The 14233-nt window shown below is 63.8% G+C and carries 14 protein-coding genes; 8 read left to right on the forward strand and 6 right to left on the reverse strand.

The window, feature by feature from the left end; genetic code table 11:
* Positions 1-2 precede the first annotated feature (2 nt).
* The 5 genes from E8E75_RS15900 to E8E75_RS15920 form a co-directional block, all read right to left on the reverse strand.
* Complete coding sequence (locus E8E75_RS15900; RefSeq protein WP_120652693.1) at positions 3-929, reverse strand: alpha/beta hydrolase; 927 nt, start codon at positions 927-929, stop codon at positions 3-5.
* Between the two features lie 10 nt (positions 930-939).
* Positions 940-1755 carry an SDR family NAD(P)-dependent oxidoreductase gene (locus E8E75_RS15905; RefSeq protein WP_120652694.1) on the reverse strand — a complete coding sequence of 272 codons (816 nt, stop codon included), beginning with the start codon at positions 1753-1755 and terminating at the stop codon, positions 940-942.
* A gap of 88 nt (positions 1756-1843) precedes the next feature.
* Positions 1844-2818, reverse strand: coding sequence for an NADP-dependent oxidoreductase (locus E8E75_RS15910; protein WP_153922412.1), 975 nt, complete (start codon positions 2816-2818; stop codon positions 1844-1846).
* Between the two features lie 13 nt (positions 2819-2831).
* On the reverse strand, positions 2832-3470 hold the full coding sequence (locus E8E75_RS15915; protein WP_120652696.1) for a Dabb family protein: 639 nt from the start codon (positions 3468-3470) through the stop codon (positions 2832-2834).
* Positions 3460-3792: a hypothetical protein gene (locus E8E75_RS15920; RefSeq protein ID WP_120652697.1), complete on the reverse strand. Its 333-nt coding sequence runs from the start codon at positions 3790-3792 to the stop codon at positions 3460-3462. The genes E8E75_RS15915 and E8E75_RS15920 overlap by 11 nt, the downstream gene beginning before the upstream one ends.
* 180 nt (positions 3793-3972) lie before the next feature.
* On the opposite strand from E8E75_RS15920, the gene E8E75_RS15925 reads away from it, so the two are divergent.
* From E8E75_RS15925 to E8E75_RS15960, 8 genes are all read left to right on the forward strand, one after another.
* Positions 3973-5019, forward strand: a complete 1047-nt coding sequence (locus E8E75_RS15925) for a Rieske 2Fe-2S domain-containing protein (RefSeq protein WP_153922410.1) — start codon at positions 3973-3975, stop codon at positions 5017-5019.
* A gap of 108 nt (positions 5020-5127) precedes the next feature.
* Complete coding sequence (locus E8E75_RS15930) at positions 5128-6258, forward strand: LuxR C-terminal-related transcriptional regulator (protein ID WP_120652699.1); 1131 nt, start codon at positions 5128-5130, stop codon at positions 6256-6258.
* A 192-nt stretch (positions 6259-6450) separates the two neighbouring features.
* Positions 6451-7035, forward strand: a complete 585-nt coding sequence (gene nudE, locus E8E75_RS15935; RefSeq protein ID WP_153922408.1) for an ADP compounds hydrolase NudE — start codon at positions 6451-6453, stop codon at positions 7033-7035.
* 44 nt (positions 7036-7079) lie between these two features.
* The gene (locus E8E75_RS15940) at positions 7080-7253 is read left to right on the forward strand and encodes a hypothetical protein (protein ID WP_153922406.1); all 174 of its coding nucleotides are present in this window, start codon (positions 7080-7082) and stop codon (positions 7251-7253) included.
* Positions 7254-7499: 246 nt separating this feature from the next.
* Positions 7500-8915, forward strand: coding sequence for a cytochrome c oxidase accessory protein CcoG (gene ccoG / locus E8E75_RS15945; protein WP_153922404.1), 1416 nt, complete (start codon positions 7500-7502; stop codon positions 8913-8915).
* Positions 8916-8996: 81 nt separating this feature from the next.
* Positions 8997-10418: a GntR family transcriptional regulator MpaR gene (mapR, locus tag E8E75_RS15950; protein ID WP_153922445.1), complete on the forward strand. Its 1422-nt coding sequence runs from the start codon at positions 8997-8999 to the stop codon at positions 10416-10418.
* Between the two features lie 302 nt (positions 10419-10720).
* Positions 10721-10918, forward strand: a complete 198-nt coding sequence (locus E8E75_RS15955) for a hypothetical protein (RefSeq protein WP_028628576.1) — start codon at positions 10721-10723, stop codon at positions 10916-10918.
* Between the two features lie 154 nt (positions 10919-11072).
* Positions 11073-12545, forward strand: a complete 1473-nt coding sequence (locus E8E75_RS15960; protein ID WP_120652702.1) for an inorganic phosphate transporter — start codon at positions 11073-11075, stop codon at positions 12543-12545.
* A 112-nt stretch (positions 12546-12657) separates the two neighbouring features.
* Here E8E75_RS15960 and E8E75_RS15965 read toward each other — a convergent pair whose 3' ends face one another.
* Positions 12658-14151 (reverse strand): helicase HerA-like domain-containing protein, encoded by a 1494-nt coding sequence (locus E8E75_RS15965; RefSeq protein WP_153922402.1) that lies wholly within the window; start codon positions 14149-14151, stop codon positions 12658-12660.
* Positions 14152-14233: the final 82 nt, after the last annotated feature.

The raw sequence follows: 14233 nt of genomic DNA on the forward strand, positions 1-14233 counted from the left end.
TTCTAGTTCAATGCGCGACGCAGGTCGGCACAGGCGGATTCCAGCGCGGCCTGGGCCCGTCCGACGAACGCGGCCATGCTGATGAACCCGTGGATCATGCCTTCGCAACGCTCCATGCGGACCTGCACCCCGGCCTGTTGCAGGCGCTGGGCGAAGGCTTCGCCTTCATCACGCAGCGGGTCGTACTCGGCGCTGATCAGCGTGGTAGGCGGCAGGCCGACCAGGTCCTCGGCGCGCACTGGGGATGCCAGGGCGTCGTCGACCAGTTCGGCGCGCGGCAGGTATTGGCTCCAGAACCAGCGCATCTGTTCACGGGTGAGGAAGAAGCCCTCAGCGAAGGCTGCATGGGACGCGCTATCGCAACGGGCATCGGTGGCCGGATAGAACAGGCATTGCCAGGCGATACGCGGGCCCTTGCGAATCTGGGCCAGGCGACTCACGGCGATGGCCAGGTTGGCCCCTGCGCTGTCTCCGGCCAGGGCCAGGCGACTGGCATCGAAGCCCAGTTCGCGGGCCCGTTCCACCAGGTCGCAGGTGGCGCGGTAACAGTCGTAGGGCGCCGCCGGGAAGCGGCTTTCCGGTGCCAGCCGGTACGCCACCGACACCACCACCGCGTTGCACAGGCGCGCCAGGCTGCGGCACAGGTTGTCGTGGGTATCGAGGTTGCCAATGACGAAGCCGCCGCCATGGAAGAACACCAGCAGCGGCAGATCATCGCGGTCTTCAGGTCGGTAAAGGCGCGCGTCCAGCTCGCCCTCGGCCCCGGCCAGGCCCAGGTTGCGCACCTCGAACAGGCGCTCGCCGGGAATCGGCGGCATCAGGTTGTCGCAGAACTGCCGGTACTGGACCGGATCGAGCTGGCTGTAGTCCGGTTGCGGCATGCCGCTGAATTGCTGGAGTACGGCGGCGATCTGAGGATCGAGGGGCATGATGCGGTCCTTAGGCTTCGGCCATCTGGAAGACCGGGTTGGTCTCGTCGAGGATGCTGGTGAGGCGCCGTTCCAGCGCCGGTTTGAAATTCTTGTGGGGCAGCAGCCAGAAGCGTCCGGCCTCGATGCCGGCGAAGACTTCGCGGGCAAGATCGCGCGGGTCCATGCCCTGGCGGATGCTGCTGTCGAGCAACGCATCGAGCTGGCCACTAGCGGCACCGGCAGTCCGGTTGGACGCCATGATGTCGCTGGCTACCGGGCCCGGACAGAGCACGGCCACGCTGACCTGTGACTGCAACGCAGCCAGTTCGTAGTGCAGGGTTTCCGACAGCGCCACCACCGCCTGCTTGCTCACGGTGTAGGGGCCGAGCATGGGGCTGCAAACCAGTCCGGCCAGGGACGCGGTGTTGACCACCTGAGCCGGGCGCTGCTGGCCAAGCAGCAGGGGGACGAAGCTGCGGATGCCGTTGATCACGCCCCCCAGGTTGATATCCAGCAGGCGTTGCCAGCGACTGGCTTCGATCTCCCAGCTGAAGCCGGTCTGAATGACGCCGGCATTGTTGAACAGCAGATCGACGCCGCCGAAGCGTTCGACGGCGAGATCGCGCAAAGCATCCACCTGGGACGCATCGGCTACGTTGGCCTCGCGGCTGACTACTTCGACGCCTTGCGCCTGAAGTTGTCCGGCCAGGGCCGCTAAACGCTGCGGGTCCACGTCGCTCAGCACCAGGCGCAGGCCGCGCGCGCCCCCTTCTTCCGCCAGGCCGCGGCCGATGCCGCCGGCCGCACCCGTGATCACCGCCACCTGGCCCTGTTCGATTCGCATGGCTGACGCCCCTCGCTCTAGTTGTTGTCGGAGCCAGTAGAGCCGCTTCGGCTGGCCACTCCATCGTCCGAGCGGACGAGGGCGTCACTCACTCGGCGACTTGCAGAACCTGCTTGCGCCGCACGCGGCCCTGCTTGAGGCGCTCGTGGGCATTGGCCACCTCCGCCAGCGGTAGCAGGTCCAAGGCCGGGGGCCGCACCCGTCCAGCGGCCAGCAGGCTGGCGATGCGCCCCAGCAGTTCGCCGCTGGGCATGCGGCTGTAGGCCACCGCGGTGCGAAGCCCACGCCGGGCCGCTTCGGTATGGTCGGGACCGGCATCGCCCGGCGCCAGGGTGAGGATGGCGACGAGGGCACCACCAGGGCGCAACAGGTCGAGCGCGCCTGTCAGGCTGCCGCCGCCAATGCAGTCGAGTACCAGATCGACCCCTTCCGGTGCCCACCGCCCAAGTGCCTTGTGGATATCTTCAGCGCGATAGTCGATGGCGACCTCGGCACCCAGGGCGCATGCCTGGCTGGCGTTGGCTGCGCTGCAGGTAGTCGCGATGCGGGCCCCGGCACAGCGGGCGAACTGGATGGCAAAGCCACCTACCGCGCTTCCGCCACCGTGGATCAGCACAGTCTGGCCCGGACGCAGGGCGCCCTCTTCGAGCAGGCCGGTCCAGGCCGCCAGTGCCGGCGTGGGCACGGCCGCCGCAGCGGCGAAACCGAGATTTTCGGGCATGGGTACCAGGGACGCGCGGGATACGCAGGCGTACTCTGCGTAGGAACCCCACTTGCCCGCGCCGACATCACTCTGGGCAAACACCCGACTGCCCGGCGTCAGGTCGCCCACGCCCTCACCCAGTTCAGCGACTGTTCCTGCGAGGTCGAAACCAAGGATGAAAGGGAAGCGATAGTCGAGGAATCCTCCCAGGTAGCCCTCGCGGCACTTCCAGTCCGCCGGGTTGACGCCAGCGCAAACCACCCGCACCAGTACCTCGCCGGGACCGGGCCGGGGGCGTTCGACTTCCATCATTTGCAGCACCTCGGCTCCACCAAGGCGTTCGATGACCACTGCGCGCATGCGAGTCTCCCGGTCAGTTGTCTGTAAAAGGGGCAACCCTGCCAAGCAGGCTTGCCTGGAAGGGACAGAAGACATGGGCGATGGCGTCTACCGTCCAGTCCGGGCAATCCGGATCGAACCAGCGATCCACCCAGGCCCAGTGATAGGGGTGGCTGAGGTATTCCCCGAGCAGATCGTCGACCCGGGCGAATTCCTGCTGCCAGACGTGGGTCCAGCGTCCCGGAGACTGCACTCGTGAAAGCTGCCAGTTACGGATGCCGGGCATGTAGGCAGGCATCCGCAGCAAGTCCTGCTCCAGCGCCGCACGCTGTTGCGTGGTTGCCTGCGGCCGCACCCGAAGTAGCAGCGTGCGCCAGATGCCGCTGGCCATGGTCGGCTTCCTGAGCCCGCCACCGATGCGCTGGTAGCGAACACGCTGGACGCCAGCCAAGCCGGGAACACGCCCGAGGATATCGTCGAGGTCAGTGGGGGCCGACTCGGAGAACGCCAGGTCGAGGGTGCAATCGGCGGCGCCCCAGCTACCGGGCAGGTTCGCACCAAAGCCCAGATGCAGCAGGCCGGGCAACGCCTGGAGACTCTCGCGCAGATGGTATTCGACGGCAGCCGGATCAGAGTCCTGAGCCAGGGTCAGTTGCAGGGTCTCACTCCACATCGGGCGCCTCCAGGGGGTGCCCCGCCGGGCCGAGTACGTGACGGCGCCGTCCATCGCAATCCGCTTCCACCAGGTCCCAGAAGGCACGCACCTCATCGCCGGCCGCACTGCGCATGGCGTAGTAGGCCCACACGTCGGCCACCTGCCAGAGCAGCCAGATCGTATTCATCTGCCCCGGCACCACCACCGGCGGCGAAACCCAGCGCTGTTCCAGGGTCAGACCACGTGCGGCGCAGGCCGGCAGGTAGAGACGCTCAAGCGCTTCCAGCACCGGCGCGAGACGCGCCGCGGCCAGCGGAATTTCATCGAGTATGTGGATCACCCTCGGGTACTCCTGGTCGTTGCTCCCGCCCGCAGTAAAACCGTGGCGCCGGCCAGGGCCATCGTCCGATCAGACGATGCCGGGAAATGCTGGCACCGCAGAATCCGGTCAGTGCATCCGCTGCGCCGGTCTGCCTGAGCCGCAAGCAGCCCTCGAGAACCCCGATGGGAGAACAAGAAGATGAGTACCCTGCACCGAATCGAAGCCAAGCAGCTGGAACCCCGCTTCGCACGCGGCTGGCATTGCCTGGGCCTGGCCGCGCAGTACCGTGATGGCAAGGCGCATCGTCTGGATGTGTTCGGCACCCGCCTGGTGGCCTTCGCCGGGGAAGATGGACAGATCCGCATCCTCGACGGCTTCTGCCCGCACATGGGGGCGGACCTGAGCCAGGGCTGTGTCGAGGGCGACGCGATCCGCTGTCCCTTCCACGAATGGCGCTGGCGCGCCGACGGCGTGTGCGATGACATTCCCTACGCCAAGCGCATTCCCCCGCGGGCGAAGATCAAGTCCTGGCCGGTGTCGGAGCAGAACAACCTGCTGTTCGTCTGGAACGACCCGGAAGGCAATGCGCCGATCGAAGAACAGGCCATCCCGCGCATCGACGCCTGCTTCAGCGAAGAATGGGCGGACTGGGAAGTAGCCGAGCTGAAGATCGACACCAACTGCCGCGAGCTGATCGACAACATCTCCGACATGGCTCACTTCGACTCGGTGCACGGCACCGACCTCAACCACTTCAGCAACACCTTCGAGCGCCACATGGCAGTGCAGGTGATGCGCGGCAGCAGCGCACGCCTGTCCGGCGACAGCGAGCTGACCACGGTGGCCACCTACTACGGCCCGGCCTACCAGATCACCGAGATGACTGGGGCCATGGACGGCGTGCAAATCCACTCGATCCTGCTCAACTGCCACGTCCCTATCGACCTGAACAGCTTCACCCTGCGTTACGGCGTACTGGTGAAGAAGGTTCCCGGCCTGACCGACGAGCAGAACCGCGAAATGGCCAAGGCCTACGTGCAGCAGGCCCAGGCCGCCTTCTATGAAGACGTGGCCATATGGCACAGCAAGACCCGTGTAGATAACCCGCTGCTGTGCGACGGCGACGGCCCGGTCTATCAGCTGCGCAAGTGGTACGACCAGTTCTACACCGACATCGCCGAGCTGCCCGCAAGTCTCGTCGAGCCACGCTCCTTCGTTGTTCTGGACATCACCGAGACCGCCTGAGTCCGGTAGGGATCGATCGTCTCCCGATCAGTGGGAGACGATCAGTCTTGATGAATGATCCCGTTAGTCTGTAAGAAGCTCCCTACAAAAATAAAAAGCGGTTCAGACATGGCACACAATCTCACGCTCGATGAATTCAGCGGGATGCTCGGCAACCTCTATCAGGGACCGCTGGAAGACATCCCCTGGGCAACCTTTCTCAATCAGCTGAACCAGTACCTGCAGAGCAAGTACGTCACCTTTATCCTGCGGCCACCGAGCGAGAACGCCGAAGGCCTGATGGTCAACACCACGGGCAGCTCCTCCGAGGTCACCGCGTCCTACAACAAGCACTTCTTCGCACTGGACCCCTTTGTCGGTCTGCCCAACCGGCAGGTAGTGACCAATAGCGAATTCCTCTCCCGCACGGAGTGGGAAGAGTCGGAATTCTTCAAGAGCTTCCTGGAGCCAGTGGGGGTGTTCCACATCCTCGGCGCCGATATCCGGACCAGTGACGGTGCGCAATGCCGCATCCGCGTCAGCCGGGGCCGCGAGGACGCGGAATTCACTGAAGACGACAAGGCGCTGGTGGCACAGTTCATCCCGCACCTGGAACGCTCGATCAAGATCCACATGCAGCTCAACCGTATCGAGACCGAGCGCAACCTGTACGCCGGCGCGGTGGACCAGCTCGCCGTGGGCACCATCATCCTCGACGAGGACGGCAAGGTGCTGCAGACGAACCGGGTGGCCGAACGCCTTCTGCAGGACAAGGACGGCCTCAAGCTGGTCAACGATGGTTTGCAGGTGGGCAACCCACGGGATACCCAGGAGTTCCGCCGCCTGGTCAAGCAGGCCCTGCAATCGCAGAAAAACAACCTGCCATCGGTGGTAGAGGCCTTGCGGGTGCAGCGGCCGTCCGGCAAGTCGGACCTCGGCATCATCGTGCGTTCGGTGCCGCTGTCGGCCTGGAACGAAGGCAAGCAGTGCCCGTCGGTAGTGATCTTCATCAGCGATCCGGAACAGGAATCCAGCGCACCCCAAGAGATCGTCAAGGCACTGTTCGACCTGACCCCGGCCGAAGCCCAACTGGCCATGCTGCTGGCCAACGGCCTGACCCTGGATGAGGCCTCCGACGCCCTGGGCATCAGCCGCAACACGGCACGGGCGCACCTGCGCTCCACCTTCTCCAAGACCGGAGTGACGCGCCAGACCATGTTGGTACGACTGATTCTGCGCAGCGTGGCGACGCTGGGGTGAGCGGTCGGGCCCATGCCCTTTCGTAGGAGCGAGCTTGCTCGCGAACACTCCCGCTCGCGGCCGTTCGCCAGCAAGCTGGCTCCTACAGCACCACCCGCAGCCCCTCGCCCTGGCTGTGACTTAGTCCATCCAGACGATGCCCTTAGCACCGATGCGCGCGACGCTCTATTGGGTCCGCCACGGGAGCCCGCCATGCGCAGCCTGCCCACTATCGTCAAAACCGAACTGCTGGCCAGGAGCGACTGGTTCCAGATCGAAGCCCTGCACCTGGAATTCGCCAACGGCCAGCAGCGGGTGTACGAGCGCCTGCGCGGCTCCGACTATCAATCGGTACTGGTGGTGGCACTGCCCGATCCCCACCACGTGCTGCTGGTTCGCGAATATGCCGTCGGCGTCGAACAACGCGTGCTTGGCCTGCCCAAGGGCGGTGTCGAGCCCAGCGAAACCACGCTGCAAGCTGCTAATCGCGAACTGATGGAGGAAGTCGGCCTACGCGCCGGACGCCTCCGCGAGCTGGGCGTACTGACCCTGGCTCCCGGGCACCTGTGCCATAGCTGCAGCGTGGTGCTGGCGGAGGAGCTGCAACCTTGCATGGCCACAGGCGATGAACCGGAACCCCTGGAGGTCATGCAGGTACCCCTGTCACGGCTGCCGGCACTGGTGGCGTCGGGTGAGCTGCAGGAAGCGCGCGCCATTGCCGCGCTCTTCATGGCACTCAGCAGTTCGTCCCAGCATCTAGTCCATTCGGACGAGGCGGTTTGTCGCAGCGGTTCCTAGTCTTGCCCCATAACAAGATGTCCCTCCGTTGCAGAGGCATGACCATGAAAACAAGAAGAAAGCTGTTTCTCGCCGTCATCATCTGCGCCTTCGGTGCTGCCTACGCCGCAATACTGATGCGCCCCCTGCCACAACCTCTGGCCGTGACCCAGTACTGTCCGCCCGCTTACCCAAGCTGCGCCATACCGGTGGCAAGCATCGGTTCGATGTTGCATTGACAGTACAGCCCGGGCGTCCGTGCGGATCAGAATCACGCACGGCGCTGGACTCCCCCAACGGCCCGCGACTGGATGTCGCACAGCTGCAACGCATTCCGTCGCAAGGTGCCCATGCCACGCGCCTTGCGGCCTGGCGTCCCCTTATGGCCAATCTGATATGGTTTTTACCGGCTGATCTGAATCTGTTTTGCCCATCAGTGCATTCCTATAGTCCGTCTCGCCGTAACAGCCTGATGGGCACTGATCATGAGCGAGAGAATTCCAGCGCAGGTAATAGAGGTCACCCCTAACCTGCCGCCGATAGCAAGCAAACCCCTTTCTGCCTCCAACGGACCTGTCCACACACGTAGCTTCACCGGTTTCTACCGTGACCTGCGCCGCCTCGGCGCGGGTCTGCTGTGCCTGCTCTTCTTCGGCACCCTGTGGCTCGACTGGGACAGTCGCCAGGCGGTGCTGTGGAGCCTGGAAGACAGCAAGTTCTATATCTTCGGCGCTACGTTCTGGCCCCAGGATTTCATCCTGCTCTCGGGGCTGCTGATCATTTGCGCCTTCGGCCTGTTCTTCATCACGGTATTCGCCGGTCGCGTCTGGTGCGGCTACACCTGCCCGCAGAGCGTCTGGACCTGGATCTTCATGTGGTGCGAGCAGATCACCGAGGGCGACCGCAACCAGCGCATCAAGCTGGCCGCCGCGCCCTGGAGCGCCGGCAAGTTGCTGCGCCGCTCCGCCAAGCACGGTCTCTGGCTCGCCATCAGCCTGGCTACTGCCATTACCTTCGTCGGCTACTTCACCCCGGTACGCGATCTGGTGGCGAACCTGGCGACCTGGGAGGTCGGCGGGACTGCGCTGTTCTGGGTGATCTTCTTCACCGCCGCCACCTATATAAATGCAGGCTGGATGCGCGAGCAGGTGTGCATCCACATGTGCCCCTACGCCCGCTTCCAGAGCGTGATGTTCGACAAGGACACGCTGATCGTCTCTTACGATGCCACTCGCGGCGAGTCCCGTGGCCCGCGCAAGAAAGGCAGCGACCCGAAAACCCAGGGTCTGGGGGATTGCATCGATTGCCAGATGTGCGTGCAGGTCTGCCCCACCGGCATCGATATCCGCGACGGCCTGCAGATCGCCTGCATCGGCTGCGCCGCCTGCATCGACGCCTGCGACTCGATCATGGATCGCATGGGCTACGCCCGCGGCCTGGTGGGCTACAGCTCGGAGCGCGCGCTGGAAGGTGGCAAGACCCACCTGCTGCGCCCGCGTCTGATCGGCTATGCCATTGCCCTGATGCTGATGATCATCGCCCTCTTCTGGCTGGGTGCCACTCGTCCACAACTGTCGGTCGACGTAATCAAGGACCGCGGCATGTTCCGCGAGAACGCCGTCGGCGAGATCGAGAACATCTACAACCTCAAGCTGATCAACAAGACCCAGCGGGAGCAGCGCTATGTGGTGGAGCTGGCGGATGCCCCTGGTTTACGCCTGCAAGGCGAGCATCAGGTAAGCATCGGCGCTGGCGAGATTCTCTCGCTACCGGTCTCGGTGGCGCACACCGACGATAGCGGCCCGGCCGGTTCTCGCCCGCTGCGTTTCGTAGTACGCAGCCTGGACGACCCGACCACCGAGACCAGCGCCAACAGTACCTTCGTCAGTCCGAGGCGCTGAAGCATGGCCTGGGATCATGGCGGCGCACGCGCCGAGCGCTTAGAGTTGGGCACCAACTGGCCGCTGCCCAACCAGGAAAAGATGAAGCGCTACGAGAAATTCGCCGACGAGATCGCCGAACTGATCCGCACCGGGGTGCTTGCCCCGGGACAGAAAGTGCCCTCGGTGCGCCACGCCAGCCGCACCTACGGTGTGAGCGCTTCCACCGTGTTCCAGGCCTATTACTTACTGGAGAGTCGCGGGCTGATCATGGCCCGTGCACGCTCCGGTTACTTTGTCTGCGAGCACGTGCGCCGCCCGCTTCCGGAGCCCCAGCCCGGGCCGAGGGAAGCCGCGACCACCGAGGTGGACGTCAGCGAACTGGTGTTCTCGGTACTCAGCTCCATCAAAGACCCGGACACCGTGCCTTTCGGCTCGGCCTTCCCCAGCCCGGAACTGTTCCCCCTGCAACGCCTGGCCCGCTCCATGGCTCACGCGGTGCGGGAGATGGACCCGCGCTCGACGGTGGCCGACATGACGCCGGGCAACCATGCCCTGCGTCGGCAGATCGCCTTGCGCTACATGGTCGGCGGCCTGCCGTTGCCCATCGAGGAGTTGGTGATCTGCAATGGCGCACTGGAAGCGCTGAACCTCTGCCTGCAGGTGGTGGCGCGTCCAGGCGATCTCGTCGCCATCGAGGCACCGGCCTTCTATGCGAGCCTCCAGGTGCTCGAACGGCTGAAGCTGAAAGCAGTGGAAATCCCCGTCCACCCACGCGATGGCATCGACCTGCAAGTGCTGGAAGACAGCCTGGAGCGGCTGCCGATCAAGGCCTGCTGGTTCATGAGCAACTTCCAGAACCCTCTGGGGGCAAGTCTTTCCGAAGACAAAAAGCGCCAACTGGCGGCCCTGCTGGCCAAACATCAGGTACCGATGATCGAAGACGACGTCTACGCCGAGCTGTACTTCGGCCAGCACGCACCCAAGCCGGTCAAAGCCTTCGACAGCGAAGGCCTGGTGATGCATTGCAGTTCCTTCTCCAAGAGCCTGGCTCCCGGCTACCGGGTGGGCTGGGTGTCAGGCGGACGCTTCGCCGGACAGATCGAGCGACTGAAGCTGATGACCAGCATCTCCGCCTCGGTGCCGGCCCAGGCCGCCATCGCCGACTACCTGCAACATGGCGGCTATGACCGCCACCTGCGCAAGTTGCGCTATGCCCTGGAAAGCCAGCGCAATGCGATGCTTGCGGCGGTGGCACGGCACTTCCCCGAGGAGACCCGCGTCAGCCGCCCGGAAGGTGGCTACTTCCTCTGGCTGGAATTCCCCGAACAGGTGGATTCACTGCGCCTGTTCCAGCTCGCCCTGGCGCAGGGCATCAGCATCGCGCCGGGGCCGATTTTTTCGGCAACACGGCGTTTCGGCCATTGCGCCCGCCTCAACTATGGCCATCCCTGGAGCAATTCCAGTGAACAGGCAATGGAAACTCTCGGCAGGATAATCAGGTCTCTACTAGGCAACTCCTGATTCCGCAAACGCAGATATCTCTCACTCGAACGGGAACTCCAATAATGGAGCTTTCCCGTTTGCTTGTTATACTCGGGAATGTTCCGTCTGGGCCTTTACAGAAATCGACTTCTATTCCCAGAACATTCGCAGGGTCTTTCCGTAGTGCGTAGGTAAGTCCCCAGTAGTTGCGAGAACCGAACATTGTCCTACAAGAAGACCGCTACGACGGTCTCTATCGGGTGACCGACGCTTAGGAGGCAGACGCCTCTAGATCGCCCGCTGCAGCTGAAGACCATTAATCAGAGAAACGGATTAACCACGTGACGAAAGACGAACTGCGCGCCGAACTCGAGCGCCAGGCGCAACGTTACAAGGATGTATACGGCGGCGAAGTAACCACCTATGCCGCGCAAAGGGACCCCGAACGCAAGCCCTGGCGCAAGAAGCCCAGCCTGCTCGACAAGAGCTTCGAAAAAGAGTTGGAGAAGATCGAGAAAGAGCTCAGAGAGGAACCCTGACAAATTGTCGCACCCGGCCAGCCGAGGGAACTTTCGTATTGATTTGCGACAACTTCTGCCAGGGATACCAGGGACCGCTCGACGCCCGGGTCTGGGCGACGACCGGTTTTCTGGCATAATCGCGGCCCCTTCATGAGCCAGTCACACAACTTTCATGTTCGATCTCTTCAGCGGGCTAGATGCCTGGCTGGTGCTGAGCCTCTGTCTCGCCCTGGCATTCGTCCTGACCTTCGAGTTCATCAACGGTTTCCATGACACCGCCAACGCGGTGGCCACTGTCATCTACACCAAGGCCATGTCGCCCTACCGGGCGGTGTTCCTCTCGGGAGTCTTCAACTTCCTCGGTGTGTTGCTGGGCGGCGTCGGCGTGGCCTATGCCATCGTCCACCTGCTGCCTGTGGAACTGCTGATCAACGTCAATACCGGCCATGGCCTGGCCATGGTGTTCAGCCTGCTCACCGCGGCCATCGCCTGGAACCTGGGCACTTGGTACTTCGGTATTCCGGCCTCCAGCTCCCACACCCTGATCGGTTCGATCCTCGGTGTCGGTCTGGCCAACGCGGTGCTCACCGATGTGCCGCTGGCCGAAGGCGTGAACTGGGGCAAGGCCATCGACATCGGCCTGTCGCTGATCTTCTCGCCGGCAGCGGGCTTCCTGGTCGCCGCCCTGGTACTGCTCAGCCTGAAATGGCTGTATCCGCTGTCGAAGATGCACAAGACGCCGGAAACCCGTAAGGAACTTGACGAGAAGAAGCACCCGCCCTTCTGGAACCGCCTGGTACTGGTGCTTTCCGCAATGGCTGTGAGCTTCGTGCACGGTTCCAACGACGGCCAGAAAGGTGTTGGCCTGATCATGCTGGTGCTGATCGGTATCGTGCCGGCCAAGTTCGTCCTGGACCTGAACAGCACCACCTACCAGATCGAGCGTACCCGCGACGCAGCAACCCACCTGAGCCAGTTCTACCAGCGTCATACCAACACCCTTGGTGAAATGCTGGCCCTGGGCAAGAGCAATGGCAGCGAGATGCCGCAGCTCTATCGCTGCGATCCGAAGCAGACCGAGCCGACCATCGCCGCCCTGCTGGACAAGCTTAACGGCGTTGCCAACTACCGGGACCTGAGCGACGAAACCCGCGTGGAAGTACGCCGCTACCTGCTCTGCCTGGACGACACCGCGAAGAAAGTGGGCAAGCTTTCCGAGCTGCCGGCCCGTGAAAAGGCCGACCTGGAGAAGCTGCGCAAGGACCTGACCGCCACCACCGAGTACGCGCCGTTCTGGGTGATCCTGGCCGTGGCCCTGGCGCTCGGCATCGGCACCATGGTGGGCTGGAAGCGTGTGGTGCGCACCGTCGGTGAGAAGATCGGCAAGCACGGCATGACCTACGCACAGGGCATGAGCGCGCAGATCACCGCTGCCTGCGCCATCGGCCTGGCCAACGTCTACAGCCTGCCGGTGTCCACCACCCACGTGCTGTCGTCCGGAGTCGCCGGCACCATGGTCGCCAACAAGAGCGGCCTGCAAGGCGGTACCGTGCGCAACATCCTGATGGCCTGGGTACTCACCCTGCCGACTACGATCGTGTTGTCCGCCGCCCTCTTCTGGCTGGCCATCACCTTCATCGTCTGATTCGGACGAGCATGAAAAACGGGCGCCTTGTGGCGCCCTTTTTCGTTCCTGATTCTTCAACTACGGGAGCGAATTCATTCGCGAGTAAATTCGCTCCCACAATGAGTTCCCTTCAACGGCGCTTGCTACTACCCAGCAACGATCCCATCAGGCCGCGCACCAGTTGCCGGCCGAGCTGATTGGCCGCCTGGCGCACCGCCGTCTTCATCGCCTGGCTGGCGAAGGAACCCAGCAGCTCACCGGCGAGGTCTCCCACGCCAGGCTGGCTGGCCGAAGCCTTGCCGCCCGTCTGCTCCGGCTCTTCGACGGGCGCCTGGGCTGCGCGGGCGGTGAGCATTTCATAGGCGGACTCGCGATCGATCGGCTTATCGTAACGACCGGCCTGGGGCGAACTCCGCACCAGTGCGGCGCGTTCGCTGTCATTCAACGGACCGATTCGCGACTGCGGCGGAGCGATGGCTACGCGCTGGACCATGGCCGGCGTGCCCTTTTCTTCCAGGGTGCCCACCAGGGCCTCGCCGATACCCAGTTCAGTGAGCACGGCCAACGCGTCGAACGCCGGGTTGGGGCGGAAACCATCGGCCACTGCGCGTAGCGACTTCTGTTCCTTGGCGGTGAAAGCGCGCAGGCCATGCTGGATGCGCAAGCCGAGCTGCGCCAGCACATCATCCGGCAGATCGCTGGGGGATTGGGTGACGAAGTACACGCCAACGCCCTTGGAACGAATCAGTCTCACCACTTGCTCCAGGCGCTCCTGGAGGGCCTTCGGGGTACCTGTGAAGAGCAGATGCGCTTCATCGAAGAACAGCGCCAGCACCGGTTTGTCGGCATCGCCACGCTCGGGCAGTTGCTCGAAAAGTTCGGCCAGCAGCCAGAGCAGGAAAGTGGCGTACACCTTGGGAGCCTCATGGACGAGACGACTGGCATCCAGCAGATGGATGCGCCCACGGCCGTCTCGATCCGGCTGGAGGATGTCCTCCAGTTGCAGTGCCGGCTCCCCGAACAGTGCCTCGGCGCCCTGCTGTTCCAGGGTGGCCAGGCGCCGCAGGAGTGCCTGGGCAGAGGAACCCGCGAACAGGGCGCGGTCCTCTCCCAGCAGCTCCGGGTGATCCTTGAGGTGGTTGAGCAGGGCTTTCAGATCCTTCAGGTCGAGCAGCAGCAGACCCTCACGATCAGCCACCTGGAAGGCTGCATAGAGCGCGGCCTGCTGGCTGTCGGTCAGTTCCAGCAGGTTACCCAGCAGCAGCGGCCCCATCTCGCTGAGCGTGGTACGCAGCGGATGGCCGGACTGCCCGGCAACGTCCCAGAGCGTTACCGGGTAGGCCTGGGGCCGGTGGCCCAGCCAGGGCATGGAGGCGATGCGCTCGGCCACCTTGCCCTGGGGGTTGCCCATTGCGCCAAGACCGCACAGATCACCTTTGATATCCGCCGCGAACACCGCCACACCGGCATCGCTGAAGACTTCGGCCAGATGCTGGAGGGTCACGGTCTTGCCGGTGCCAGTGGCGCCAGCGATCAGCCCGTGGCGATTGGCCAGTTTCATGGCCTGGGATACGGCATTGCCCTGTGGGCCAGCGCCGAGAATCAGGGAACTTTGATCGGGCATTTCGCCTTCCTCGGTTAAAGCTTTCATTGATTCCCGCCGATATATAAACCGACGTTTCTACTCAGTTTTTCAGCACTCGCGT

The sequence above is a fragment of the Pseudomonas sp. BN606 genome (genome assembly GCF_029873115.1).
GTDB lineage: Bacteria > Pseudomonadota > Gammaproteobacteria > Pseudomonadales > Pseudomonadaceae > Metapseudomonas.